Here is a 25,794-nt window from a genome sequence, read left to right on the forward strand (position 1 = left end):
AATGCCGACAAATGCTTCGATTACCGCCTCTCCTTGTTCCATGAGAATTTTGATTGTGGAGGACAATCCCATTGAGATGAAATTGGTAAAGAGCGTCTTAGAACATGAAGGTTCTCAGATTCTCGGTTTAGAGAATGGTAAGGACGTTTTAGCGTTGCTTGAAAAATTTCAGCCCGATCTTATTTTAATAGATCTTTGCCTTCCTGAAATGGATGGAATCACGATCGCACAATTTTTAAAAAGAAATCAGCTTGTTATGAGAGTTCCGATCGTTGCGTTAACTTCTTATCCGGAACTTTACACTCGGGAAAAAGCGATTCAAGCAGGTTGTGACGCTTATTTTGTAAAGCCTTTTGATACCAGAAAATTATATAGTCAGCTGAGAAACATTACAATGAGTAATGAGTCCTAAAAGAGATGAAACTGAACTTCATTGAAAACATATTAATCGTAGACGATATACTCTCCAATTTAAAATTACTTCGAGTATATTTGGAAGCTGAAGGATATAACGTTTTCCAAGCCTTGGACGGAGCGGAGGGATTAAGAATATTAGATGAACGTAAAATCGATGCAATCGTTTCCGATATCTTGATGCCAAATATGGACGGTTATGAATTCTGTTCGAAAATTAGAACGCATGAAAACTATAATTCGATAGTATTTATCTTCTACACCGCTACGTATACATCGGCAAGTGAGGAACAATTTGCAATGAAGCTCGGCGCGGACGCATTCTTTCGAAAACCTTCCGATCTAAGTAAATTAATCCGAACGATCCAATCCATAAGCCAAAATTTTGAAGAACGAAGTCCTCCCGCGCTCACTCAGTCAACCGAGTCTATTCTTCGTGAATACAGTCATAGTTTAGTCGCGAAGTTGGAAGAGCAAAACGCAAAATTAACCGAACAAAACGATCTCTTAATACATGAAGTTGCTGAAAGGAAAAAGGCCGAAGAAGAAAGTAAGCGGCAGTCGACTTACTTCCGGTTGTTATTCGAGTTATCTCCTATAGGGATCGTAATGCTCGACAAAGACAATCTGGTCTTGGCAACCAATCAGATGTTCTTAGAAATATTTCAGTTCTCAGCCAATGAACTGATCGGAAATAACCTAGACGATTTTATTATCCCTCCGAATAAGATTACGGAGTCTGAGACTTTGCTGAAGGCGGCTGCGTTAGGAGTTACGGATCCTACCACAATTGTCAGGAAGAAAAAAGACGAAAGTTTAGTGGATATCCAGCTTCAGATGTATCCGTTTGTGATGGACGGAGAAGTCATCGCTATTTGCGGAATTTACTTAGATCAAACAAAACAAAGATCTCTTGAAAAGCAGCTACGGCAATCGCAGAAGTTGGAAAGCCTGGGAACTCTTGCGAGCAGCATTGCTCATGATTTTAATAATATTCTTAGTATAATTATGGGACACGCAAACCTTATGGAATTAAGGAAGTCCGACGAAAGTAAATTGGTAAATAGTATCAATGTCATCAAGAATGCAACCGATCGCGGGGCCTCCATCGTAAAACAATTACTTACGTTTGCAAGAAAGGCTGACACTAGTTATAAGTCGATTTTGATAAACGATGTCGTCAATGAAATAGGCAGCTTTCTTCATGACACGCTCCCTAAAACGATCATCTTAAAAATAAGTCTCACTTCGAATATTCCTATTATTTCCGCAGATGCAAGTCAGGTTCATCAATTGCTCTTAAATCTTTGCATCAATGCCAGAGATTCAATGACTGAGCAAGGTGTGTTGACGATTTCAACGCAGGAGGTGGAAAAGGAAATTGTTGAGCAAAAGTTTCCAAAGGCAAGTGCAAAATCCTATATCCGAGTCAGGGTAAGCGACACGGGAACCGGTATGACCGAAGAAACTATGCAGAAAGTTTTTGAACCGTTTTTCACAACCAAAGAATCGGGCAAAGGAACTGGATTAGGACTTTCGGTAGTTTACGGAATTGTAAAGAATCATTACGGCTTCATTGATATCCGGAGTAAGGTTGGAATTGGAACTACGTTTACGATCTATTTTCCGGTTCAAGAATTTAGATCGATTCAGAAAGAAGATCTTAAAGATCAGATAGGCGATTTTCGTACAAAAAGAATCGGTTCCATATTATTGGTAGAGGATGAGGAGTTTATTCGTGAATTTAGCGAAGAGTTTCTTTCGGGATTCGGTTATGAAGTAATTACAGCCGAGAACGGTAAGGACGGGTTGGAGAAGTTTGAAAAACATCAAAATGAGTTATCGTTAGTTATATCCGATTTGGATATCCCGAAAATTAGCGGAAAGGATCTTTGTTTAAAAATTCTTACTTTAAAACCTGAAATGAAGATTCTTATCACGAGCGGGTATATTGAAAAAGAAGTCAAAAAGACTCTTCAAAATAAGCAAAAGGGAACTATATTTATTCAAAAACCGTATTTGCCTTTTGAACTATTAAATGCGATCAACGAATTGTTTCAATGAATGAGCGCAACGACGCAAGATAAGATCCTCTACATTTGGATATTCTCCAAATCAATGTCTATTGCAAGATGCTACGTATATTTCCGTCGAATTCCTACTAACAAAAATCATTTTCATATACGTCGACAAAAGTCACTTCGAAGCAGGATGTTCAATGAACGCATTCTTAAACCTCAATTGAGATGTTCCAGTCACTCAGTCGAATCCGAGAAAAAGAATAGTTCTTAATTTTTTATCTTTCATTGATTCTGAAATTACACCATTGACATATTTTCTCGCGGAAAGTATCGAATGGAAATAGAACTGCCTTCGTTTCATAAGCTTTCTAAGTCGCAATTTCTCATTCGTATGATTGCATACTAATGCTCCGTCAACTCAATTGATCGTAAGGAAATAAATTCTTGAAGTAGAAGGTGATCCGATGATACACTTAGAAAATGTTCACTCCAACTCAAGCCTACTCGGCTCACTCGTTCCGGAACATATAGCTTTAAAAAATACTGTTCTTATTTTAGAAGATGATGATGACATCAGAGACTTGATGCTTCAGATTTGTGAAATCTTCGGGATATCTGCGGAAGGATACTCTGAAGGTTTACAAGCGATAGAAGCCGCAAAGAATAATAAATATTCCGCTTTTATTGTGGATCTTGAAATGCCTTCGATCAAAGGCCAAGACTTTATAAAGGAAATCAAGAACCTTTTAGGGGATCCGATCGTTCTTGTACAAACGGGTAATAGTCTTCCGGAAACGATTGTCGAAGTAATGAAACTCGGCGTTTTGGACTATTTGATAAAACCATTGAACATTCAGGTTTTTATACAATCCATGAAACGGGTTTCCGAACTGGAGCAAAAGAGAGAAGCAGAGAATAAATTTCAGGAAGAAAGCGAATCCAGGCTTCGGGCGCAATTGGATTGGATATTGTATAAACAATCTTGGACGTCCGATTTGGAAAAAACGATCGATATCAGCAAAGTAACGTTGAATAATATCAAGCAAACTTTCTTAAGTGGGAGCGGGTTTGGAGCAATCGTAAGTCTCATTAAAATTTTGGAAACCTCGGCTCGTTTCGAGGGAGACGATTGTATTTTGCCTAAGGAGATAGCCGATCTTCTTTTTCAAAATAATGATTCCGTTCAAGATACTTTAAAAAGTTTGGAAAAAAGTATGGAGATCCTCAACCGAGATATCCCGAAGGCAAAGGAGTCGATGCCTCTTTCCGATTTTTATGAGTTGATTCAGAAAATAGTAGAGAATGCAAATTCAAAGATGAATGATTTTTTAATCGATAAGTCTCTTGAAATCTCATATCATCATAGTCTTCAAGCGGATTCGGCGGAAATTCAAATCGATATCAATTCATTCCAATTGATATTGGAGGAATTGATCGTAAACGCAGCCAAGTATTCGGGGAAAAATGCAAAAATCCTAATGTACGATAAAATTCAAAATGGAATGTTGAATTTTTTTGTTAAAAACGAATTCGATCCGAAATGTGTTCCCGGAATTCCAAAAGAAAAGGAACATTTGGTCAAACAGCCTTTCTATCGATTGACCGGTTTTGTTTATGAAAATCTTCCGTTGGAAACGTTCTTTTCAGGACTCGGACTAACGATCGTTGATTTTGTCGCTCGGAAGCATTCGGGTACATTTCAAATATCGAATATTATGGATCATTCAGTTTCCGACATCCCGGTGGAAACTGTGCTCGCTTCTCTATCGTTACCTTTGTCTTTTTAGAATTAGGTTACGCGTTTTTTTGAGCGAATCGTTTGTCGTTACGAAAAAATTTCGGGTCGGATGACTGATTGTTCGCCGAGGGCACGACTTGGGGGAGTATATGGTATGTATTATCACATTCTTCAATTGCCGATTCTTCCAGAAGGATTCGAAAGGCTCTGCTGATAGACTCGGGTGTTGTCCCGAGTAGGGAGGCTAATTGCTGTTTGGTGATCGGCAAAGATATAAATTCGTCGGTAGCCCCGGATTCTTTTAGAAAAATGAGAATCCTTTCCTTTACCGAATATAACTGATTCTCCAATACTTTACTTCGAAAGTAACTAACGTGTTCGATAGAAAGCGCTGAAAAAAGAAAAAGCGCCTCCACATTCTTAAATAGAAAAGATTTGAACTCCCTTTTTGGAAAGTGATTCAATTCTCCTCCGTTTAAGGTCTCACAGAATAGAGGATAAACACAAGGCTCTTCGATTTGAAAGATGAGTTGTGTCGCTATGAATTCTCCGGGATAAAATATTTTTAATATGATTTCTCTCCCATCGAGATCCAAAGAATACACTTTGAAAATTCCGGTGATTACTTCAAAAAAACCTAAATATGGATCCTTCGCGCTGTAGACTCGATCCTTCTTTTGATAAACCTTTCGGATCGCGAGCGAATCGATATCACATTGAAATTTCTTTTGAATCTCCGCCCAGTGTTTGTTTCGGATGGATTTAGGAATTGGTTTTGTTGTTCGCATTGTATTTCCTAAGTATTGGCCCTTGCTGTTTACTAGGTGAGTATAGTAAAATAGTCTAAAATTGATATAGATCAAGGACAAAATTTAAAATTCTGTTAATATTCCCGCCTGCAGATTTCTCAACAGAAATCTTAGAGATCTATCATACATTGGGAAAGGGAATGAAACATGCTCACTAAGTTCCAGGCAAAATTATTTTTTCTACTCGGAACCGCTTTGTTTTCCGTCGTATTTTTATTTCTCACTTTTGATTCTATGAGATACGTATATTCGCAAGATTCGAATAAAAATCTATCTCCAAGCGTTGTTCGAGGAAAAGAAATCTGGGAAAAAAATAATTGTATGGGATGTCATACGATTTTAGGCGAAGGGGCTTACTACGCTCCGGAACTCACCAAGGCCTATGAAAGACGAGGTCCCGAATGGCTTCGTGTATTCTTAAAAGATCCGGAAGCGATGTATCCGGGTGAAAGAAAGATGGTCAAATATTCTTTTACGGAAGCGGAGATCGACGACGTAATCGCATTCTTAAAATGGAATGGAGAATTGGATCTAAAAGGCTTTCCTCCAAAACCTGATTTCAAACAAGAAACAAAAACGGTCCATCTTGAGTCGGCGAAAATAGCTCCTCCTGAAAAATTCAAACAGATCTGTTCAGCTTGTCACGCAGTGGGTGGCTCGGGCGGTAACGTTGGTCCGGCCTTGGACGCGGTCGGTAATAAATACGACACCGCTTATCTGGAGAATTGGCTCAAAGACCCTCAGAAGATCAAACCGGGAACCGCGATGCCGAAGTTACCTCTGAGTGAATTGGAAATCAAAGATCTTACAAAGTATTTATCTCAGTTAAGATAATCAACGAAAAGGATTCATAAGTGGAGCGATCATGAAATATAAATCTCAGAAAATAGCTTACTGGTTTTTTGCAACTTGTATGTTACTTTTATCTTTACAGTTAGTTTACGGATTTCTAATGGCTTTTGCGCGGATGGGATTTGACGGATTACACGATTGGATTCCATTCAATACGGCAAGGGCGACACATACCAATCTATTGGTTGTTTGGCTTCTCACCGGTTTTATGGGAGCTGCCCATTATATCATTCCGGAAGAATCCGGTAGAGAACTCTATTCCGAAAAATTGGCCTACGCCCAGTTAATTTCGTTAATCATCGTTGGAGTCGTTTCCATCATAGGATTTCATTTTAATATCTGGGAAGGACGCAAATTTTTAGAAATTCCGAGACCGCTCGATTATCTCGTAGTGATAAACGTTCTTACATTTCTTTTTAACATTGGAATGACCGTGTGGAAAGGAACTAAGAATTCTACAACGGGACTCGTTCTGTATTTCGGTTTGTTCTCTGCGGCGCTTTTGTATCTGCCGGGTATGATTCAGTTTAACAGTCAGACCGTGGATTCTTATTTTAGATGGTGGGTCGTTCATCTTTGGGTGGAAGGAGTTTGGGAACTGATCATGGGCGGTATCCTTTCTTTTCTTCTCATCAAACTGACGGGAGTAGACCGAGAAGTTATCGAAAAATGGCTCTACATCATCGTGGGTTTGACTTTTCTTTCCGGAATTTTAGGAACGGGACATCACTATTACTTTATCGGAGTTCCTGAATATTGGAAATGGATCGGTGGATTCTTTTCCATGCTCGAGCCGCTTGCGTTTTTGGCGATGGCGATGTTTGCAATTTCCATGTATCGTAAGAGCGGAAGAAATCATCCAAACGCGATCTCTCTATACTGGACTATCGGAAGCGCGGTCATGTCTTGTGTGGGCGCGGGGTTTCTCGGATTTGCTCATACTTTACCGCAAGTAAACCTTTATACTCACGGAACCTTGATCACCGCGATGCACGGACACCTTGCGTTTTGGGGAGCTTACGCTATGATCGTACTCGCGATTATAACATACGCGATGCCTCTTATGACCGGAAGAAAACTCTGGAACAATCCGATGGGGCTCTACGCTTTTTGGGCGTCTAACATCGGTATGCTGGGAATGACCGGCGCTTTTGCGGTCGCCGGGATCGCACAGGTTTATCTGGAACGTAAGTTTGGACTCGATTTCTTAGTGGTTCAAAAAGAGATTCAGGTTCACTTTTTAGGTCTCACGTTAGCTGCCATTCTGTTTACGTCGGGAATCATCGCATTTATCATCAACTTCATCCGTTTTGGTCAGCCGACGGACGAAGCGTTGAATGCGGAAGATTCTTCGGGGGATATCGTTTTAAAGTTTAAATGAAGAATTCTCCGAATACCGAAGACAAGGAACAACCGCGTGATGCGGTTGACTTGCCGTTTTACAAGGAGACCGGCCACGAGGTCGTCACATTCGAACACGCACATAGAAATAAGTTGCCCCTTCTGATCAAAGGGCCGACCGGTTCGGGCAAATCTCGCTTTGTGGAATACATGGCCGCAAGAATGAAACTTCCACTGCTGATTGTTTCTTGTCATGAAGAAACGTCTGCGGTGGATCTGTTAGGACGTTATCTCATTCAAGGAACCGAAACCATCTGGCAGGACGGACCGCTCACGAGAAGTCTTCGTATGGGAGCCGTTCTTTATATCGATGAGATCGCCGAGGCAAGACCGGATACGATCGTCGCGATTCATCCTCTTACCGATTATAGAAGGGAAATTTATTTGGATCGAAGAAACGAGACAATCAAAGCTCCCGATTCTTTTATGCTCGTTGCGTCTTACAATCCCGGTTATCAAAAAGGTTGGAAAGAATTAAAACCTTCGACAAGACAAAGGTTTGTCGCATTACAATTTGATTATCCGAAATCGGATGTCGAAGAGATAATCGTAAAGGGTGAAAGCGGAATTTCATCGGAGCTTGCCGCCAAACTCGTCAAGCTTGGACAAAAAATTCGAAATCTAACGGAGCTGGGACTTACGGAATCCTGTTCGACGAGGTTGCTCGTGGACGCCGCAAAGATGATCGTAAGCGGACTTCCTCCTCGTTTGTCCTGCGAAGTGGCGATCGTACAACCTCTTTCGGACGATCGTGATATCGTAAACGCTCTCAAAGATTTAGTTTCTTTGTTGCTGTAATCTCCAGTGGGCTGGGAAGAATTTACATTCAAACATCTATTCCGATTCACACAACGATGGATCGGATTCCAAGAAAATTCGAATACGTTGGAAGCCCGCCTAACTCTAACTTCCGTTAAGGATCGGCTTTCTATTCTCGCAAAAGCCATTACCGGAGAAAATATAGAGATTCTAACCGCTGAAAGAGAAGGCGGTTTCCAAAAGAATCGTTTTTTTCTTCCCGGCGAGTATTCTCACTCTTCGGACAAAATAAAAAATTTAGAATTTTACATATTTAGAATATTATATCTAACCGAACAGAGGCGTCTTCGTTTGAATTGGAAGGACGGTTTAGATAAGGGAAAAGAAGAATCTCGACAAAAAGCAAGGGAATCTTATCCTATTGTTCTGGAAAATCTCAAAAAAAGATATCCGGACTCGATGGAAATGGTGGCCTCGGCGATCGAAACGGAGGAAACATTCCAAAAAAAGAATATTCAAAATTCTAAAAATAAATCCGACTTTTCGTTTTTGTACGGCTCGTGGATGTCGGCTCCTCCGGAGATGGGATCGAAAAAAGATTCCATTCTTCCAAACGCGCACTCTGTAAAAAAGGATACGATCGACACCGAAGTGGAAGGGATCGCGAGGGAAAAAATCGAACGGATTGAAATCGATAAAAAATCACAAGAAGATTATACTCTTCAGCATCATTTTGAAAAGGTCGATACGATCGAAGAATTTAACGGGAACTGGAGAGACTTTGACGGTTCCGACGAACTCTCGGAACAGAAAGACGCTCTTCAAGAATTGGATTTAAGAAATACCGTCCGCTCCGACGATCCGACTCATTCTATCTTTCGAACCGAATTCTTATTCGGATCCGGACTTCCGGATATTCAGGACGCGAGACCGAATGAAAAATCGATTCTCTACGACGAATGGGACGCATCTAAAAAGAAATACAAACAAAAATACTGTAGCGTATTTCCGCAAGAGCTCGTTCAAGAAGATCCGATCTTTTCAACAAAAGCCCTTTCGGAAAACATATCGACCTTGAATACGCTTCGATCCCGTTTCAATCGATTTGTGAACGAACGGACCGCAGTCAAACGTCAGTTAGACGGAGAAGATTTAGACTTGGATTCGATCGTGGATTATTTTACGGACATTCTTTCCTTTCGAAGTCCTTCCGAAAGAATCTATATTTCCAAAAGAAAGATGCTCAGAGACATTTCGATTCTCGTTTTGATGGATACGAGTCTTTCAACGGATTCTTTCGTGGAAAATAAACGGATTTTGGATGTTGAAAAAACTTCTCTTCTTTTATTCGGTCAGCTCTGTTCCGAATTCGGAGATCGATTTCAAATCGATTCGTTCTCTTCTCGAACGAGAAATCACTGCGATTATTTTTCGATCAAAAAATTCGAGGACTCCTGGGAGAGAGCGAGAAATAAGATCGGGGCCGTTCAAGCAAGCGGTTATACGAGAATCGGTCCCGCGATAAGGCACGCGCTGAATCAGATCCAAAAAGAAACGAGTTCGAAACGTTGGATTCTACTTTTATCCGATGGAAAACCGAACGACTATGACCGATACGAAGGACGTTACGGAATCGAAGACGTAAAACAGGCGATTCGAGAATGTGAAAAATGCAAGGTCGGTTTTTACGCGCTCGCGATCGATAAACAGGCTAAACAGTATCTTCCCGCCATGCTTGGGCACAGTTCGTATCGGATTCTTCCCAATCCATCTCATTTGCCGGACGCACTTACGGATTTTTATATGAAACTTTTAAGATAGAGTTTTCCTTTCTACAACGTCTGATCTATGATAGTATATCAATATTTGAATATTTAAAAAATAGAATTGTCTTAAATACTTAAAAAACAGAATGGAAAAAAAATTACTTAGAAAAACGGCTTTTATCAACGAGGATGTAAAAGCAATTTCTTCACTTGCGTTCGGAATCCGAGTGAAGGCTTTAAATTCCATCATATTGTCTTCCCGAGCGGGGAGCGCCGCCAAAGGTTTCGGAGTGGTCGCTCAGGAGATCATTGTCTTTAGTAAAACAACCACGACGATCACCGAAGAACTTACAAAAGTCATGTATTCCTTGAGTCGCGAGGCGAGTCATCAAGTCAAAAATAGAATCGCTTTTGAAAAGGCAAAAAAGATCGAGAACTACGGAAATAAATCCGGAGCCCTGGCCCGGATGATACTATCTTTTGAAACAAAAGAATCTGGTTTTCAAAAGGCTACTTTTTCGATTCAGAATACCATGTTAAACCGAAGTAAAAATTTAATACGACAATGTTTGGACGGTAAGGTGATCAGCCTTCAGGCAAAAATTGAAAGTGAATACATCGGCGTCGATAAAGCGAAGGCAGGAGACGTTGCGGAAAAATTTTCAGCGGCGATCGACTCGATCGAAAATTTAGCAAAAAAAATCTTGGATGGATGGAAATATGAAAAGAATGGAAACGATTTATTCCAATCAAGATTATAGCTGGTCTGTAATCGCGAGGGATCCCGATAAACCCGGTTATATCATCGATACAAACGAGTATCTTATCGTTTCTTCCGGTCAAGGTCTGCTTACGGATCCGGGTGGGAGTGAAATTTTTCCCGAGGTCTTCTCTGCGATCTGTGAGAAATTCGATCCTACTCAGATCAAAAAAATTTTCTCAAGTCATCAGGATCCGGATATCATTTCTTCTCTTTCGCTTTGGTTGGAGGTGAACCCTGATCTCAAATGTTATCTGAGTTGGTTGTGGTCCAGTTTTGTTCCGCATTTCGGAGGAAAACAGGATACGTTTATTCAGATCCCCGATCAGGGGATGGACGTTGTCATCGGAAATCATACGTTACGCGCCATTCCCGCTCATTATCTTCATTCCTCCGGGAACTTCAATCTCTACGATCCTACTTCTCGAATTTTGTTCAGCGGGGATGTCGGCGCCTCCTTGCTACCTCCGGAATATACGGATCTGTTTGTTTCCGACTTTGATAGGCACACTCAATATATGAAGAAGTTTCATCAAAGGTGGATGGGATCTAACGAAGCCAAGAAAAAATGGATCCGGGAAATTCGAAATCTCAAAGTGGATATGATGGTTCCCCAACACGGCGCACTCTTTCAGAAAGACCAGGTACAAAAATTCTTAGATTGGTTCGACGAATTGGAAGTAGGCATTACGGAAAATTAATATTCTTATCATTTATATTACTTCAGTTATTACCCGCTCGGATTGGCGACACGGTCCGAATTGATTCAGATCAATGAGCTAAGACCTCTTTTGTGGTTTAGTTGTAAAGGGCCCCATGGAAAACCTTGCAACAAAACACAGATCTGTTTCCACCGACGTTTTGGTCATCGGCGGCGGCTTGGCGGGAATCGTAACGGCTCTCGACTTGTTAGATGCAAATCGAAACGTAGTTCTCATCGATAGAGATGTTCCGAAACATTTTGGCGGCCTTGCTAAACTTTCCTTCGGCGGAATTTTTATGGTGAATTCTCCAGTTCAAAGGAGGCTTGGAATCAAGGACAACGTTTCCCTCGCCTTTGGCGACTGGTGCGCCACCGCGGGTTATTCCGAAACGGATCTGCTCCCGAAACAATGGGCTGAAAAATACGTTCATCAATCGATCGAAGATATATATCGTTATCTTGGAAAACATTCGGTTCGATTTTTTCCGGTAGTTCACTGGGTGGAGAGGGGATTGTTTCGGCCGGGTAACAGCGTTCCTCGGTTTCATATGGTCTGGGGAACCGGTCACGCTTTGATCGAGTCTTTGGTCAATGATCTCCTGAACCATAAAAATCGCAGAAACCTTACATTATTTTTTTCTAATAGAGTCACGAATCTTCTTACGTCTCAAGGCCGTGTTGCCGGTTGTATCGCTCGTGAGAATGAAACGGGTCAAGAGCTGGTCGTTCATGCGGAGCATACAGTAGTAGCTTCGGGTGGGATCGCCGGCGATCTAAACCTGATCAGAAAAAACTGGCCTGAACAAATGGGAACACCGCCCGAGGTGATGCTCAACGGCTCTCACCCTTTTGCAATCGGAGATCTCCATACACAAGTGGAGGGTTTATCCGGAAAGATAACTCATTTGGATAAGATGTGGAACTACGCCGCCGGGGTACATCATCCGCATCCTAGTATGGAAGGTCACGGCCTCAGTTTAGTTCCTCCGAAATCCGCTCTCTGGTTAAACTCAAAAGGGGAAAGAATCGGTCCGATTCCGTTGATAACCGGCTTTGACACAAAGTTTTTAGTGGAAGAGGTTTGCAAACAAGATAAGAAATATTCATGGCAGATTTTGAACTGGAAGATCGCGGTGAAAGAACTGGCGGTCTCCGGAGCCGAATACAACGACGAAATTCGTAACAAAAAATTCTTTCAATTTCTAAAAACGATTCTATTCGGAAATTCTAAATTAGTAAAAACGATGATTCGAGAATGCTCTGACTTCGTTGTCGCGGATTCGATTCCGGACCTGGCCGCTCAAATGAATCGACTCACAAAAGATCATTCTGTAAATCCGAGTATATTAGAAGAATCGGTTAGATCTTATGATTCGATGCTTTCTCGAGGAATTAAGTATCACGACGACGATCAATTGAGAAGAATCGCCCAACTGAGAAGTTATAGCGGCGATCGAGTGAGAACCTGCAAATATCAGAAAATTGTTGATAAGAATGCGGTGCCGCTCATCGCGATTCGAGAATTTATCCTAACGCGAAAATCTTTGGGCGGGATTCAGACGGATTTGGATTCGAGGGTTTTGAATGTAAACGGAGAACCGATTGAAGGATTGTTTGCAGTGGGAGAAGCCGCGGGCTTCGGCGGAGGAGGTATTCACGGGAAAGGCGCGTTAGAAGGCACCTTCTTGGGAAGTTGTATTATCACCGCAAGATCAGCCGCTCGAAAGATCATAGGGATCGGATGTTAGAATGGGAGAAACCAAATGAAAAGATCCGGAGCCAGTCTCGTAGTATTTGCTTTGGAGCAAATCGGCGTAAAAGCGACGTTCGGAATTCCAGGAGTTCATAATACCGAACTCTATGACGAACTGAACAACTCGAAAAGTATACAACCGTACTTAGTAACTCACGAATGCGGAGCCGCGTTTATGGCGGACGCGGTTAGTAGAACCTCAGGCTCGATCGGTACGATCGTAATCGTTCCGGCAGCGGGAATGACTCACGCGTTAAGCGGCATCGGAGAAGCGTATTTGGACGGAATTCCGATGTTGATTCTATCGGGAGGCGTAAGAACCGATAACGGAAGAAGCTATCAATTGCACCAGATCGATCAATTGAAAATATTGGAAGGGATCACAAAAAAAGCCTTTCGAATTCAAAGTTACAAGGAAATCATTCCGACGATCTATGAGGCCTATCGTATCGCGACTACGGAAGAATGTGGTCCTACTTTTATTGAAATTCCGGTGAACATACAACTCTTTCAGGGAGAAGTGGATTCTTTACCTTTGTATCAAAGATCCAATTCTCAAACGAAGGTCGAATCGGAGAAAATTTTTGAGGCGATTCAAATTCTAAAATCCGCGAGTCATCCGGGAATTTTTGTAGGTTGGGGAGCAAAGGACGCCGTAAAAGAATTGATTGAAATATCAGAATTATTGAATGCTCCTGTCGCTACAACTCTTCAGGGGTTGAGCGTATTTCCGGCGAGTCATAAAAATCATACAGGTATGGGTTTCGGAGAATATTCGGTTCCAGCCGGAGAGGCTGCCTTTGCTTCCTGCGATTGTTTGCTTGCGATCGGAACAAGATTTTCGGAAATACCAACCGGAAGCTTTGGTATGAAAGTTCCCGAAAATTTGATTCACGTCGATATCAATCAAAACGTATTTTCCAAAAATTATCCGGCGAAAGTTTCGATCTTAGGGGACGCGAAAGACGTTCTTACATCTTTATTAGAAGAACTTAAAAAGGAGAATTTCAGTCAGATCAAGGATTCTAAGAAATTAGAAGAACTCATTTTTAAAAAGAAACAAGAATATCAAAACGAATGGTCTCAGCACAACGTAAAAGACCGAGTCAATCCGGCCTTGTTTTTTCAAGGTCTGAGAAATCGTTTAAGCGACGATTCTATCCTAGTCGTGGACGATGGGAATCATACGTTTCTTGCGGCTGAGCTTTTTCCGGTAAATCAAACCAAAACATTTATATCACCTACCGATTTCAACTGTATGGGCTACTGCGTCCCCGCGAGTATCGGAGCAAAGTTGATGAACCCGGATAAAACGGTGGTGGGTATCGTCGGCGACGGAGCGTTTTTGATGACCGGTTTGGAACTTGTTACCGCAAGTTCCCAGAATATAGGAGTGATTATATTCGTTTTTTATGATGGAGAACTCTCACAAATTTCTCAAGGACAACAAATCCCTTACGGAAGAAAAACGTGCACCATATTGGGGGAAATGAATCTAAAAGGAATCGCTACCGGTACGGGGGCGGGTTATCTGCATTTATTTTCCAACGATCAAATCGCCTCCGTTATCGAAGAAGCGATTCGTATATCCGAAACCGGTCAACCCGTAGTGGTCGAGGTAAAAATCGACTATTCTAAAGCCACGCGGTTTACGAAAGGTGTGGTAAAGACAAACTTAGGAAGATTTCCTTTGGGAGAAAAGTTTCGATTTATCGGGCGTGCGTTGTTGAGAAAAATCATCGGTTAGAACCCGTCCAATTCGGAAACTATTCTTGCGAATTCAAGGATGGAAAAGAATTTTGTGAAGTGAACATTTTTTCGTATCTTATCTTTTTGTCCTTACATATCTTCTCTGCGATTTTTTGGATCGGTGGAATGTTGGCTTATATATTTGTCTTTCGACCCGTTTTGAAAAATCAGAGTTATGCAAACATAAAAACAAATCTATTTTACGAACTCGCCCTACAATTTAGGAAAGTCGCATATTATCTATTTGCGGTTTCTTTTTTAAGCGGGTCCGCGATTCTTTATGGAAGAGGATATCGACCTATGGACGTCCTCTCCTTATTTCAAGAACCGTTTTCAGTGATCAAGTTAAAGATCCTTCTCTTTTCTATTTTGATACTCAGTTCTATTTTTCACGACTTCTTCTTAGGACCTTTGACTCAAAAGTTAGTCCACGAAAATCCTCGTCTTTGGGAAAGTTATCGAAGCAAAGCCGCCTTTTTTGGAAGAATGAATCTTATTCTTTCCATTCTTATAGCTGTCCTAGGCATTTTATTTTCTAGGGGTCAAAATTCTTTTTCGCTATAATTCGCTCTTCCAAAGAGGGAGTTCTGGTTTGAGTCAAAAGGTCTATCTCTTAAAAAATTCTCTATTTATTTGGAGAATCCACTCTCGGCTCTATGAGTATATTCCAATATTTGAATAATAGGACCGCAAAAGAAAGCATCCAAAGAAAAGCCGAAGCGCCGTATCCGATATTAGCAAAACCGAAAAGGGGAAAGAGAACCCTAGCGAATACCGCTAAGGTGATACAAATATAACCGAATAGGATCGTTTTAGACGCTAATATGATTCTTCCCGTATGACCTAAAGATACGCGAGTGATCATTCCATAGATAAAACCTCCGATGGAACCAACGGTAAGGATATGAAAGGCGAGGGAAACTGGAAACACTCCGAAATGAGAAAGACCGTAGAAAAAAAGTCCAAGGACAAGCCAGAAATAGGATAAGTATAATATCCACAAAATCGGTGTACGGCGGGACTTCCATGGTTCCCATAAAAACCAGCGAAGGGCTTGAGAACCGGTAAACGCGAGGGCAAAGAATCCGGCTACGACTTGTAATTTCGGAAACCAAAAAAGAAAAGATTCGATTCCGATAAAAAGAAAGGAGCCGTAGGTCGTTAGGGTTTCGACTCTCTGGATTCTTCTCGGACTGGAGTTTGCAACGGCGACCGTCGTAAAAAAAGGGAGGATTCTTCCCGCGATCAAAATGATAAAAATCAAAACTAAAAAGATCGAGATATGAATCCAGTGGAGAGTTAACATCGAAGAGAGGATTCCCAATATGGAAAGAATCGCTAGACCGTGAGCGAAGGCGAATAACGTGTAACAAACCACGATTACACGATTGTGTTCTTGGCCTTTTTTCATTAACGTCGGAGCCAGCAGATACAAGGCGAACGTGTCACAAACAAAATCACTCAAGAACGCGACGTTGGAAAGAATCGGGATGTCGATCCAACTGAATCTTCCCAAAACCCAAAGAGAGAATAAGACAAGGAGCGATCTTTCTCGGATCAATATCGTCTTCGTCCAATTCTGAGCGGCCGTAAAGAGAAATCCCAATATGGCCGCCCGTGCAAAGCCGAACACCATTTCGTAGGAATGAAACGAAATCAATCCGGTGATCGATGGAGGTTTTAAAAAGGAAAAAAGAATCAGAATCCATATAAGGATCGATACAAGAGCGTGGATGGAAGTCGCGAGAAAAAAAGGGCGAAAGGCGTTTGCCCATAGGTGCGTTCTTAAATTCAAAAATAAATTCATTATATTATTCTAAGTTATATCCATCATATTTTCATTGATTTGAATCAAAAGTATATCAGAGGAATTGTTTTAGTCCGTCTTTGTTGAGAATTTTGATTTGTCCTCTTTCCGAATCTATGATCTGAAGGTCTTTCAATTGTCTGAGAATTCTGGAAAACGTTTCAGCCCTAAGAATCAACATAGATGCGATTTGGCCGTGGTTGAGAGGAGGGCAGTCGGCGGGAAGATGATACAAAAAATGAGAGACCCTCTGCATCGAATCCATAGTAAGACCTCGATTGATCGTCATGTTCAATGCCTGTACTTTTTGAAATAAGGACTGCACGAGTAAGTGATTGAGAGCGATATTGTTTTTGATTTCACTTTTGAGTAAAGACAAGGGAAGTCGTATCACTGTCGCGTCTGTGATAAATCTCCCCGAGGCGGGATAGGGAATTCCTGTGATGATCGCAAGCTCGGCAATAAGAGAATAGGGTGAAAAGAAATTCATAGTGATCTCGTTTGAATTCCCGTCGTATTTAAAAATTTGTACCCTTCCTTCCGTCAATAGATCCAAAGAAGTCGGGCTGTCCCCTTCGTGAAAAAGGAATTCGCCCTTTTTATAGTGTTCCACTTTCCCTTTGGAAAAAATGGAAAGAATCTCTTGGTCTCCGATCTCTTCGAATATATTCAGTAACACAATTCGTATTCCTCTTTGCGTAGAATAGAATCATAAATTCTTTCTATTTCTTGTCAGCTTGTAAGAATCCTTACTCTTACTGTCTTAGTTTCATTCTTTTTTTAAAAGGGATACGATGACAATTGTCAATGTATTGTTTTATCGCCACTTGATTTGGATCAATTGAGAAAAACGGATAGAGAGTATAATCAGAAAACAATTCTGCGACGTGTGGATCGGATGTTTTCACTTGCGGGAAGGATTCAAGTTAGAGCGAGGAACCAAATGGAGATTCTATCTTTTAAAAAGGATTTTGGACGTATAACGAGAGAAATGACGATCATAATCGCAATTTCTTTAATATTCGGAATTTCTTGTGGAAAGGACAAAACGGAAGAAGGCTCCGCTTCCTCCGAAAATTCAAAGGGAATCGGCCCCGTGGCTTCGGTTTCGTTGGCGGCGTTGGATGAAACTCTTGCAAACAAAGGCAAGAAACAGTTCGAAGCAAAGTGCAGCGCCTGTCATAAGTTCGAAGAAAAAGTAGTGGGGCCCGCATTAGCAGGGGTTACCAATCGGAGAACTCCTGAATGGATCATGAACATGATTCTGAATCCCGTCGAGATGACTCAGAAAGATCCGATCGCCCAAGGTCTTCTTGCGGAACACTTGACTCAGATGACTTTTCAAAACGTACAGGAAAGTGAAGCACGAGAGATTCTTGAATATTTTAGAAAAATGGACAGTAAGAAATAGGAGGAATTCACATGAAGATAAAATTGATATTCTTTAGATGTCTTTATCTACTTTTGATCGCGATAGCCTTCGCGACGGGCTGTAAGGGAGGCGCGTCTACGGCTACACTTGCGTCGGATGCGGCGAAAAGAGTTTACGTCGCACCGGGAGACAAGGACGAGGTCTACGCATTTTTATCAGGAGGTTTTAGCGGACAGATGTCCGTCTATGGAGTTCCATCGACTCGGTTGTTTAAAATTATTCCGGTCTTTTCCGTATTTCCCGAAAACGGTTACGGTTATGATGAAGAAACCAAAAACATGTTAAAAACTTCTTATGGATATGTTCCTTGGGATGATAGTCATCATATTGAAGCTTCCATGACCGATGGAAAACAAGACGGCAGATGGTTGTTTATGAATGCGAATAACACTCCGCGGTTGGCAAGGATTGATTTAAAATCTTTTGAAACGAAGGAGATCATCGAAATTCCGAATACCGCGGGAAATCACGCGTCTCCGTTTGCAACCGAGAACACCGAGTATTTGATGGCTGCGACCAGATTCTCCGTACCGATTCCTCAGAGTAGTGCGAGAGTGGAAGATTTTTCCAAGGGCGCTTTCAAAGGAACGATCACGATGGTTAAGGTCGATCCAAAAAGCGGAAGGCTTTCGATCGAATTACAAGTTTTGGTTCCCGGATTCAATTACGATCTATCACATTGCGGAAAAAATAAATCTCATGATTGGTGCTTCTTTACGAGTTATAACTCCGAACAGGCGCACAAAATGTTGGAAGTCGGCGCTTCTAAAAACGATAAGGATTATATCTTAGCGTTTAACTGGGTGCGTGCAAAACAATGTCTGGATCAAGGAAAGGCGAGTAACTTCGGCGGAGAATATTATAGAAACTTTCTTCCTGAAAACCAACCCGCCATTTCAGAAAAGTTGAGCGGCGTTAAGATGCTCCAACCTAAGGATTGTCCGGGCATCATGTATTATATGCCGACTCCAAAAAGTCCGCACGGAACAGACGTAGATCCAAGCGGAGAATATATCGTGGGCGGCGGGAAACTGGCGACCGTGATCCCAGTGCATTCTTTTTCAAAATTGATGGAAGTAAAAGACAAACCGGATCACAGATCAGGAGAAATTTCTAATATTCCAGTTTTGAAATATGAATCCACTTTGGCCGGAGAGGTTAAAAAGCCGTGTTTAGGACCTTTACACACCGAGTTTGACGGAAAGGGTTTTGCTTATACGTCCTGTTTTGTAAGTTCCGAAGTCATCAAATGGGAACTTGGAACTTGGGAAGTGGTTCAACATCTTCCGGCTTATTACAGCGTAGGTCACTTATCGATCGTAGGAGGCAGTTCTAAGGATCCTTACGGAAAGTATCTCATCGCCTTGAATAAGATTACAAAAGACAGATATCTTCCTGTTGGAATGGAACTTCCTCAGAGCGCTCAACTCTATGATATTTCCGGCGGAAAGGCGGAACTCTTATCCGATTTTCCTACGGTCGGAGAGCCTCACTATTCGCAGATGATTCCCGCGAAACTATTGATGGATAAGGCCGCAAAAATTTATCCGCTCGAAGAGAACAAACATCCTTACGCGGTTAAGAATGAAAAAGACGCACGTGTGGTGAGAGAGGGAAACACCGTAAGAGTTTATATGACTCAGATACGATCCCACTTCAAGCCTGATATCATCGAAGTAAAAAGAGGAGACACTGTTTATTTCCACGTAACCAACTTGGAACAAGACTTTGACATTCCTCACGGTTTTGCGATCGGAGGAGCTCCGGATATGCCGAACCTTTTGATCATGCCGGGTCAGACAAGGACCTTCAAATGGCAGGCGTCAAAACCGGGAATCTTTCCTTTCTATTGCACTGATTTTTGTTCGGCTCTTCACCAAGAGATGCAACAATACATCAGAGTGAGTCAATAGGCTAAATGATGAAAGGCCTATTTTTCAATAAGCTAACAAACATTCACCGACTCCTAATCTTAGGGGTCGGTTTTGTTTTGATATCGGTCTTTTTTGTTCCGATCTGGTTTATCTCCCTCGGGGCTCCTCAGTATCCGGAAGGGTTGGGAATGCAGATCTGGATCTACAAGGTGACCGGCGCCACCCCCTATGATTTACAAAATATTAATTTATTAAATCATTATATAGGAATGCACGAGATCGTTTCGGATTCGATTCCGGAACTTTTGTTTATGCCCTATGTTTTGGGTTATTTGATCTTAGGGGCGTTGTTTACCGCGATCTTTCCAAGAGTCTATATGGTTCTTTTGGGAATTTTCAATTTTGTATTGCTCGGTCTCGTGGGTTTGATCGACTTTTGGCGTTGGGAATACAATTACGGCCATAATCTCAATCCCGAAGCTCCGATTATCGTCCCCGGAATGGCGTATCAACCACCGTTGCTCGGTTGTAAGGAAATGTTGAACATCACTGCGTGTAGTTTTCCTTCCTGGGGAGGAATCGTTTTGTTACTCGCAATTTCGATTCTTGTGTTAATCGTAATTCGGGAAAAGTCCAGGTCCAAGAATGAAGTTTAGAAATCCATTATGGACCTTTTTTTTTGTTTCCTGGAGCATCGTCTCCTGTGTTTCGAAGGAGCCGGTGATCCCGGAACGAGGAAAGGAGAAATGTTCCCATTGTTCCATGTCCATCGTGGACATGAGGTTTCATTCTCAACTGATGACGGATAAGGGAAGAAGATACTATTTCGATTCTATAGAATGTCTTCAGTCTTACGAGGAAACTCTGAACTCGGAGGGATTTCATTCTTGGATCGCCGATTTTGAAGATACAAATCGAATGTTAAACGAAGCGGAGGCAACCATCGTTCAGTCTCAGGAGATTCATTCTCCCATGGGAAAAGGGTTGGCGGCGTTTGCTTCCTTTGAAAAAGCGAGTGAGTATTTAAGAAGTCACAAAGGTTCCATCATGGTCCCCGCTATAAAGAAATAATAGGATAGAATGAAGAAGGATTTAAAACAATTTCAATCCGACCCAAGGATACTGGCGAGATTCTTTATATTCTTTTTACTATGTTTGAACGGATTTGTAAAAGATCTAGAATCAAAAGAGATCCGCGTATGTCATCGTTGTCCTTTTGTTTCGATTCAAAAGGCGATCGATTCGGCAAGTGTCGGGGATAAGATCAAAATCGAGGCGGGCGTTTATGAGGAAACCTCGATCATCGTAAACAAATCCGTTGTGATCGAAGGAACCGACAAAACGTTTATCGATGGGAAAAAAAAGAAACACGTAATCGATGTACAGTCGAATCAAGTTACGATCAAAAATTTAAGAATCAAGGGAAGCGAGGTTTCCGATACGAACGAATACGCGGGTGTCCACGCGGAAAAAGTGCAAGGTTGTATCTTTGAAAATCTTATTTTCGAAGACAACGCCTATGCGGTCTATCTCGCGGAAGTGGACGGATGTAAGATAATCAACAATCGTTCGAATGGAAACGCGGAGAACGAAGTCTCGGGCGGAAACGGAATTCATCTCTGGTCTTCCAAAAACGTGAGAATAGAAGGAAATCAATTGGAACGTCATCGAGACGGGATCTATTTAGAATTCTCATCCAATCTAAAGATAGAAAAAAACATATCCAGAGACAATATACGATACGGAATGCATTTTATGTTCTCTTCGGATAACGATTTTAGAAAGAATACGTTTGAACATAACTCCGCGGGAGTCGCGGTTATGTATAGTAAGAATATTCTAATAGAAGATAACGTTTTTGCGAATAACTGGGGAGAAAGTTCTTACGGGCTGCTCTTAAAGGAAATTTCGGATAGTATTCTTACCAAAAATACGTTTCAAAACAATACGATTGCGATTTTTGCCGACGGAGCAAATCGAAATTATTTTACATATAACGAGATCATAAATAACGGATGGGGAATCCGTGTATTGGGGAACAGCGATCAGAATATCTTTGCAAAGAACGATTTCAAAGAGAACGTATTTGATATCAGCACCAATACAAAACAAACAACCAATACATTCAAAGAAAACTACTGGGATGATTACAAAGGATACGATCTAAATCGGGATCGATACGGAGACGTTCCGCACAAGCCGGTTCACTTTTTCGGATACTGGGTCGCGGTATATCCGTTTTTGATGATACTCTATCAATCACCCGTTGTGATTTTTTTACAAGGTATCGAGAACGCGTTTCCGATCGTAACTCCGATCGATTTTGAAGACCCCAAGCCGAGTATGGGAGTGAATCTATGATCCAAGTCACAGACTTAGAAGTCGTTTACGGGAAGACGGTCGCTGTAAGAGACGTCTCCTTTGCCGCAAAAGGAAGTTCCATTCTTTCCATCATCGGTCCGAACGGATCGGGAAAGAGTTCGTTGCTCAAAAGTCTGATCGGACTTGTACAACCGATCCAAGGAAGAATCGAGATCGAAGAAAGTGCAATTCTCAAAACGGATCCGGATGTTTCCGCAATCGGATATATGCCCCAGTCTCCTTTTTTTCCAAAAAATCTAAAGGTAAAAGAATTGATCGATTTTTTTAAAAGATTAGAAGCGGTGGATCCCGCCGATTTTTCCACGTTGTATGAAACACTCGGACTAAGAGAATATGAAAATCAAAAATTCGGTTCTTTGTCGGGAGGTACTAAACAAAAAGTGAATATACTCCAGTGTTTTTCCACAAAGAAGCCGATTTATATCGTGGACGAGCCGACGGCGAGTCTGGATCCGTATATCTCCCATCTGTTAAAAGATTTGTTAAAACAAAAAAAGGAAGACGGAGCTCTGGTAATCTTTTCGACACATATTCTCAGCGAAGTAGAAGAAATCTCGGATCGGTTTTTACTAATGGCGGAAGGACGATTGTTGATCGATGATTCTCCGAAAGAATTTATCGCAAAGAATAAAAAAGAAAATCTGCAGTCCACTTTGATGGAATTTTGGAACCAAGAGTTTTTAAAAACAAAATGATAGAAATCCTTTTATTCGAATTGAGAGAGAATATCCGAAGTCGTTGGCTATTCGTCTTTGCCGGCTTTTTAGCGCTTTCCGTCTCCGCGCTCAACTACTTCGGGGACGAGAACGGAACGAGGTTGATAACGAGTCTTATGAACATCGTCTTACTCATCGTTCCTCTTTTTGCGATCTCCTTCGCAGGACTTTCCTTTTTGGATTCGATTCCGTTCGCGGAAGTATTACTCTCCAAGTCGGTGACGAGATCAGAATATTTTTTTGGAAAATACTACGGAGTTTCACTTTCACTTTCTCTCGGGCTCGTGGTCGGAGTTGGAATTCCCGGAGTTTTATCTTTTTATTCGGATCTTAATTTTTTGATTCTGTTTTTAGAATTGATTGTATTCGGTTTGATTTTGATCTTTATCTTTGTTTCACTCGCCTTCTTATTGGCTTCTTATTTTAAAAAAGGGGAATTGATCATTTCGGGCGCGCTTCTTATCTGGTTCTATTTTTTTATTTTCTTTGATTCGATTGTGTTTATGTTCAGCATTTATCTCGGAGAATACCCGGTGGAAATCCCGTCCTTGATGATCATTCTATTAAATCCGATCGATCTGGTTCGAATTGTCATGGTCTTACAGACAAAGGCATCGGTTCTACTCGGTTTTTCAGGAGCGTTTTTACTAAAGACGATCGGAATAAGATCGGTGATTCTTCTTTCCGCTTTTTTTCTTTCTGGATGGGTTTTGGTTCCGCTCTGGATTTCCTATAAGAGATTCGTAAAACGGAACTTTTAAAACATTTTATTTTTAGAATATACTGATATTCTAAAAAATTTGGTTAAGGACAGTCATCTGATAAGCCGCGGTCATTCGAGTTGAAACCTCACAAACAGATTGACCGTCGATTGAACCGCCATCTGTGGTCCGTTTAAATGTTGGTGAAACGGTCTTCCCGCTTCAAAGCCGAACTTTGTTCCTCGAAAAGGACCATCGAGAATCAAAAAGTTCAAACCCAAGTAAGCCTCCGATCGATTGCCGCCTTGACGATTCGGATCGTTCTGCGGATCCATCTTTGGATCTAAGGAAGAATCCCTTCCTCGAAGATTCTCCCATTGAGTTGACTGAACTCTCGCAGAAAAACTCATCCACTGAAACAAGGAGTAGGCGATCCAAGTAGTTGTTTCATACCGATTTCCAAAACGATAGTTGTTTTGATTTTTGGAGCTTCTTAGATTTGCAGAGGAATTGATCCCCCAAGAAAAACGATCCGACTTTCCCGTATAAGTAAAACCCGGCAGATAGTTGATCGTTCCGGTTCCGGGTTGCATATTGTATGGAACTTTTTGTCTTCCCATCATGGGCATCGAATCGGTTTCGTCGATCGACCCCGTTGGAAGGGAAACTCCGAAATTTAAAAAGAAATCGTGATTCTCTCTTTTGAAAAAACGATGAGCGGCTGTGAAGGATATATCGCCAACTCCTCCCGAAGACATATTGGAACGATCAAAGTTGCTAGTCTCCATAACCATTTTGTTTTTAATCACCGGAAGCATAAACATAAGCATCGTATCATCTGTGAGACCATACATAACGTTTGCCATATACATTTCCATGGTCATCGATTTCGGAACCGACATATAACGATAATCATTGAGTGAAGTCTGAGGAACGCTCGATCCTCCCGTGAGAAGACTGCCGGAAGGCATCGCGATGGTCGGATCGAATTGAGGAAACCAAAGAGTTTCGATTCCGCCGATAGGTTTGTTTCCCATGAGAAGAGTAGACATCTGCATCGTCATGGATCGAAAGTCGAATATCCAAGAACCTTTTTTATGCAGGTGGGGAGCCATCACACCTGCGGGTGCGACTTGGTCGGCCCTCTCTTCGTGAACGTGAGATTTTTCATCCTTTTGTTCCGCGTCTACGTGGTGGTGTTCATGAGAATCTTCTAATATATTCTTTACTTGAGCTGAAAGAGAACTAAAGAAAAAGAATAAAAAGAGAAGAGTGAGAATTTTCGAAGTATAGATCATTCTGAGTTACCATTGGGTTTGTAAAAAAAGAAGGCCGCCTTTGAAGACGGCCTTCAGAGTGAAGGGTTAATCGATTTGGGAAATGATTCCGCCTATCGTAAACGAAGTGACCGTCGCGCCGTTGAGAACAAAGCCGACCTTGGAACCGGAAAAGGTGGGGACGTTCATCATCTGCATCACGGGGAACATCATCATAGAATTTCTTTCGGAAAGGCCGACTTCGCTACAAGCCTTGGGCCAGGCGTTGATCCACTGCTGAGAGTTTGCATATTGAAAGTCTATGCAATAAGTGTAATTTACCTGTGGACTGAGAGCGGCGGTTCCCTTGCTAACCGTAGTAAACCCGCCTAACATGCTTGAGTAGTATTCCTCCTTTTTGGAATCGCTTACCCGAAAGGAAGGACCGCTCAAAACAAAATCGGACCCGATTCCGTAAGAATTGATTTCGAGGCTGCCACCGGTTTTAAGAGAAAATGACACTTCGATATTGGTTCCCCCTTCCGACATCGGAAGAGAATACGCTCCGCTCGTAGCAAAAGAACTCGTCGAAGATTGACCGGAAATTCCGGAACTCAACTTGGAGGAATTTGCGATCAAGCCCAATTTGGAGAGGTCCTCAACATTACATGCGTTGATATCAAACTTGGTTCTTCTATTTTTTACATAGGAGAGGGTGTTTGAAATCGGGGTGGTCGACATTACGGAACAACCCGGAGTCTGAGACGTTCCTCCTAATAAAGCCAATTGGATCAATTGTTGTTCGATTTGATTTCCGTTCCGGGCCGTTTGGAGCTGAGAACATCCGATGGCAAGAAAAGAGTATAAAATGATTATAATATTCTTAATAAGCTGATACATA

Annotated in this window: 24 protein-coding genes; 19 read left to right on the forward strand and 5 right to left on the reverse strand. The window is 41.6% G+C overall.

Going from position 1 to position 25,794, the window contains the following annotated elements:
* Position 1: 1 nt before the first annotated feature.
* The 3 genes from A0128_RS19730 to A0128_RS19740 all read left to right on the forward strand — a co-directional run bounded on the left by A0128_RS19730 (position 2) and on the right by A0128_RS19740 (position 4,222).
* Positions 2 to 412, forward strand: coding sequence for a response regulator (locus tag A0128_RS19730; RefSeq protein WP_083244234.1), 411 nt, complete (start codon positions 2 to 4; stop codon positions 410 to 412).
* 5 nt (positions 413 to 417) lie between these two features.
* The gene (locus tag A0128_RS19735) at positions 418 to 2,478 is read left to right on the forward strand and encodes an ATP-binding response regulator (protein WP_083244235.1); all 2,061 of its coding nucleotides are present in this window, start codon (positions 418 to 420) and stop codon (positions 2,476 to 2,478) included.
* Positions 2,479 to 2,899: 421 nt separating this feature from the next.
* Positions 2,900 to 4,222: a response regulator gene (locus A0128_RS19740; protein ID WP_083244236.1), complete on the forward strand. Its 1,323-nt coding sequence runs from the start codon at positions 2,900 to 2,902 to the stop codon at positions 4,220 to 4,222.
* A gap of 7 nt (positions 4,223 to 4,229) precedes the next feature.
* Here the strand turns inward: A0128_RS19740 and A0128_RS19745 are convergent, their stop codons facing one another.
* Positions 4,230 to 4,961 (reverse strand): Crp/Fnr family transcriptional regulator, encoded by a 732-nt coding sequence (locus A0128_RS19745; protein WP_069609489.1) that lies wholly within the window; start codon positions 4,959 to 4,961, stop codon positions 4,230 to 4,232.
* A gap of 168 nt (positions 4,962 to 5,129) precedes the next feature.
* Between A0128_RS19745 and A0128_RS19750 the strand changes: the two genes are divergently transcribed.
* From A0128_RS19750 to A0128_RS19790, 9 genes are all read left to right on the forward strand, one after another.
* Positions 5,130 to 5,816 (forward strand): c-type cytochrome, encoded by a 687-nt coding sequence (locus tag A0128_RS19750; RefSeq protein ID WP_069609490.1) that lies wholly within the window; start codon positions 5,130 to 5,132, stop codon positions 5,814 to 5,816.
* Between the two features lie 31 nt (positions 5,817 to 5,847).
* Positions 5,848 to 7,215 (forward strand): cbb3-type cytochrome c oxidase subunit I, encoded by a 1,368-nt coding sequence (locus A0128_RS19755; protein WP_069609491.1) that lies wholly within the window; start codon positions 5,848 to 5,850, stop codon positions 7,213 to 7,215.
* The gene (locus A0128_RS19760; protein WP_069609492.1) at positions 7,212 to 8,033 is read left to right on the forward strand and encodes a CbbQ/NirQ/NorQ/GpvN family protein; all 822 of its coding nucleotides are present in this window, start codon (positions 7,212 to 7,214) and stop codon (positions 8,031 to 8,033) included. Before A0128_RS19755 ends, A0128_RS19760 begins: the two co-directional genes overlap by 4 nt.
* An 87-nt stretch (positions 8,034 to 8,120) precedes the next feature.
* Positions 8,121 to 9,815, forward strand: a complete 1,695-nt coding sequence (locus tag A0128_RS19765) for a nitric oxide reductase activation protein NorD (RefSeq protein ID WP_245667269.1) — start codon at positions 8,121 to 8,123, stop codon at positions 9,813 to 9,815.
* A 91-nt stretch (positions 9,816 to 9,906) separates the two neighbouring features.
* Entirely contained in the window at positions 9,907 to 10,521 is a 615-nt protein-coding gene (locus A0128_RS19770) for a methyl-accepting chemotaxis domain-containing protein (RefSeq protein ID WP_069609494.1), read from the forward strand.
* Positions 10,490 to 11,221 (forward strand): oxygen-binding di-iron domain-containing protein, encoded by a 732-nt coding sequence (locus A0128_RS19775; RefSeq protein ID WP_245667270.1) that lies wholly within the window; start codon positions 10,490 to 10,492, stop codon positions 11,219 to 11,221. The genes A0128_RS19770 and A0128_RS19775 overlap by 32 nt, the downstream gene beginning before the upstream one ends.
* A gap of 115 nt (positions 11,222 to 11,336) precedes the next feature.
* Positions 11,337 to 12,971 carry an FAD-binding dehydrogenase gene (locus tag A0128_RS19780; protein WP_069609496.1) on the forward strand — a complete coding sequence of 545 codons (1,635 nt, stop codon included), beginning with the start codon at positions 11,337 to 11,339 and terminating at the stop codon, positions 12,969 to 12,971.
* Between the two features lie 15 nt (positions 12,972 to 12,986).
* The gene (locus A0128_RS19785) at positions 12,987 to 14,723 is read left to right on the forward strand and encodes a thiamine pyrophosphate-binding protein (protein WP_069609497.1); all 1,737 of its coding nucleotides are present in this window, start codon (positions 12,987 to 12,989) and stop codon (positions 14,721 to 14,723) included.
* A 59-nt stretch (positions 14,724 to 14,782) separates the two neighbouring features.
* Entirely contained in the window at positions 14,783 to 15,289 is a 507-nt protein-coding gene (locus A0128_RS19790; protein WP_083244237.1) for a hypothetical protein, read from the forward strand.
* Between the two features lie 61 nt (positions 15,290 to 15,350).
* Here the strand turns inward: A0128_RS19790 and A0128_RS19795 are convergent, their stop codons facing one another.
* Both A0128_RS19795 and A0128_RS19800 read right to left on the reverse strand, forming a co-directional pair.
* Positions 15,351 to 16,532 (reverse strand): NnrS family protein, encoded by a 1,182-nt coding sequence (locus tag A0128_RS19795; RefSeq protein ID WP_069609498.1) that lies wholly within the window; start codon positions 16,530 to 16,532, stop codon positions 15,351 to 15,353.
* A 55-nt stretch (positions 16,533 to 16,587) separates the two neighbouring features.
* Positions 16,588 to 17,211, reverse strand: a complete 624-nt coding sequence (locus A0128_RS19800; RefSeq protein WP_069609499.1) for a Crp/Fnr family transcriptional regulator — start codon at positions 17,209 to 17,211, stop codon at positions 16,588 to 16,590.
* A 312-nt stretch (positions 17,212 to 17,523) separates the two neighbouring features.
* Here A0128_RS19800 and A0128_RS19805 point away from each other — a divergent pair, with 312 nt between their 5' ends.
* From A0128_RS19805 to A0128_RS19835, 7 genes are read left to right on the forward strand one after another with little or no spacing between them, the layout of a single operon-like run.
* Complete coding sequence (locus A0128_RS19805) at positions 17,524 to 17,943, forward strand: c-type cytochrome (protein WP_245667271.1); 420 nt, start codon at positions 17,524 to 17,526, stop codon at positions 17,941 to 17,943.
* Positions 17,944 to 17,954: 11 nt separating this feature from the next.
* Positions 17,955 to 19,877, forward strand: a complete 1,923-nt coding sequence (nosZ, locus tag A0128_RS19810) for a Sec-dependent nitrous-oxide reductase (RefSeq protein ID WP_069609500.1) — start codon at positions 17,955 to 17,957, stop codon at positions 19,875 to 19,877.
* 8 nt (positions 19,878 to 19,885) lie between these two features.
* Positions 19,886 to 20,494 carry a hypothetical protein gene (locus tag A0128_RS19815; protein WP_069609846.1) on the forward strand — a complete coding sequence of 203 codons (609 nt, stop codon included), beginning with the start codon at positions 19,886 to 19,888 and terminating at the stop codon, positions 20,492 to 20,494.
* Positions 20,484 to 20,909 carry a nitrous oxide reductase accessory protein NosL gene (locus A0128_RS19820; RefSeq protein ID WP_069609501.1) on the forward strand — a complete coding sequence of 142 codons (426 nt, stop codon included), beginning with the start codon at positions 20,484 to 20,486 and terminating at the stop codon, positions 20,907 to 20,909. The genes A0128_RS19815 and A0128_RS19820 overlap by 11 nt, the downstream gene beginning before the upstream one ends.
* A gap of 9 nt (positions 20,910 to 20,918) precedes the next feature.
* A complete protein-coding gene (locus A0128_RS19825) occupies positions 20,919 to 22,199 on the forward strand; it encodes a nitrous oxide reductase family maturation protein NosD (protein WP_069609502.1) in 1,281 nt (426 codons plus the stop codon).
* Positions 22,196 to 22,915 carry an ABC transporter ATP-binding protein gene (locus tag A0128_RS19830; protein ID WP_069609503.1) on the forward strand — a complete coding sequence of 240 codons (720 nt, stop codon included), beginning with the start codon at positions 22,196 to 22,198 and terminating at the stop codon, positions 22,913 to 22,915. The genes A0128_RS19825 and A0128_RS19830 overlap by 4 nt, the downstream gene beginning before the upstream one ends.
* Complete coding sequence (locus tag A0128_RS19835) at positions 22,912 to 23,697, forward strand: ABC transporter permease (RefSeq protein WP_069609847.1); 786 nt, start codon at positions 22,912 to 22,914, stop codon at positions 23,695 to 23,697. Before A0128_RS19830 ends, A0128_RS19835 begins: the two co-directional genes overlap by 4 nt.
* Positions 23,698 to 23,768: 71 nt before the next feature.
* On the opposite strand, the gene A0128_RS19840 is transcribed toward A0128_RS19835, so the two are convergent.
* The gene (locus A0128_RS19840; protein ID WP_069609504.1) at positions 23,769 to 24,935 is read right to left on the reverse strand and encodes a transporter; all 1,167 of its coding nucleotides are present in this window, start codon (positions 24,933 to 24,935) and stop codon (positions 23,769 to 23,771) included.
* 66 nt (positions 24,936 to 25,001) lie between these two features.
* Positions 25,002 to 25,793, reverse strand: coding sequence for a hypothetical protein (locus tag A0128_RS19845; RefSeq protein ID WP_069609505.1), 792 nt, complete (start codon positions 25,791 to 25,793; stop codon positions 25,002 to 25,004).
* Position 25,794: the final 1 nt, after the last annotated feature.

This window comes from Leptospira tipperaryensis, from assembly GCF_001729245.1.
GTDB classification, from domain to species: Bacteria; Spirochaetota; Leptospiria; order Leptospirales; family Leptospiraceae; genus Leptospira; species Leptospira tipperaryensis.

Coding starts and splice junctions, on each gene's coding strand:
- A0128_RS19730 (WP_083244234.1), top strand. CDS start 2: ATGCCGACAAATGCTTCGATTACCGCCTCTCCTTGTTCCATGAGAATT.
- A0128_RS19735 (WP_083244235.1), top strand. CDS start 418: ATGAAACTGAACTTCATTGAAAACATATTAATCGTAGACGATATACTC.
- A0128_RS19740 (WP_083244236.1), top strand. CDS start 2,900: ATGATACACTTAGAAAATGTTCACTCCAACTCAAGCCTACTCGGCTCA.
- A0128_RS19745 (WP_069609489.1), bottom strand. CDS start 4,961: ATGCGAACAACAAAACCAATTCCTAAATCCATCCGAAACAAACACTGG.
- A0128_RS19750 (WP_069609490.1), top strand. CDS start 5,130: ATGCTCACTAAGTTCCAGGCAAAATTATTTTTTCTACTCGGAACCGCT.
- A0128_RS19755 (WP_069609491.1), top strand. CDS start 5,848: ATGAAATATAAATCTCAGAAAATAGCTTACTGGTTTTTTGCAACTTGT.
- A0128_RS19760 (WP_069609492.1), top strand. CDS start 7,212: ATGAAGAATTCTCCGAATACCGAAGACAAGGAACAACCGCGTGATGCG.
- A0128_RS19770 (WP_069609494.1), top strand. CDS start 9,907: ATGGAAAAAAAATTACTTAGAAAAACGGCTTTTATCAACGAGGATGTA.
- A0128_RS19775 (WP_245667270.1), top strand. CDS start 10,490: ATGGAAACGATTTATTCCAATCAAGATTATAGCTGGTCTGTAATCGCG.
- A0128_RS19780 (WP_069609496.1), top strand. CDS start 11,337: ATGGAAAACCTTGCAACAAAACACAGATCTGTTTCCACCGACGTTTTG.
- A0128_RS19785 (WP_069609497.1), top strand. CDS start 12,987: ATGAAAAGATCCGGAGCCAGTCTCGTAGTATTTGCTTTGGAGCAAATC.
- A0128_RS19795 (WP_069609498.1), bottom strand. CDS start 16,532: ATGAATTTATTTTTGAATTTAAGAACGCACCTATGGGCAAACGCCTTT.
- A0128_RS19805 (WP_245667271.1), top strand. CDS start 17,524: ATGACGATCATAATCGCAATTTCTTTAATATTCGGAATTTCTTGTGGA.
- nosZ (WP_069609500.1), top strand. CDS start 17,955: ATGAAGATAAAATTGATATTCTTTAGATGTCTTTATCTACTTTTGATC.
- A0128_RS19815 (WP_069609846.1), top strand. CDS start 19,886: ATGAAAGGCCTATTTTTCAATAAGCTAACAAACATTCACCGACTCCTA.
- A0128_RS19820 (WP_069609501.1), top strand. CDS start 20,484: ATGAAGTTTAGAAATCCATTATGGACCTTTTTTTTTGTTTCCTGGAGC.
- A0128_RS19825 (WP_069609502.1), top strand. CDS start 20,919: ATGAAGAAGGATTTAAAACAATTTCAATCCGACCCAAGGATACTGGCG.
- A0128_RS19830 (WP_069609503.1), top strand. CDS start 22,196: ATGATCCAAGTCACAGACTTAGAAGTCGTTTACGGGAAGACGGTCGCT.
- A0128_RS19835 (WP_069609847.1), top strand. CDS start 22,912: ATGATAGAAATCCTTTTATTCGAATTGAGAGAGAATATCCGAAGTCGT.
- A0128_RS19840 (WP_069609504.1), bottom strand. CDS start 24,935: ATGATCTATACTTCGAAAATTCTCACTCTTCTCTTTTTATTCTTTTTC.
- A0128_RS19845 (WP_069609505.1), bottom strand. CDS start 25,793: ATGTATCAGCTTATTAAGAATATTATAATCATTTTATACTCTTTTCTT.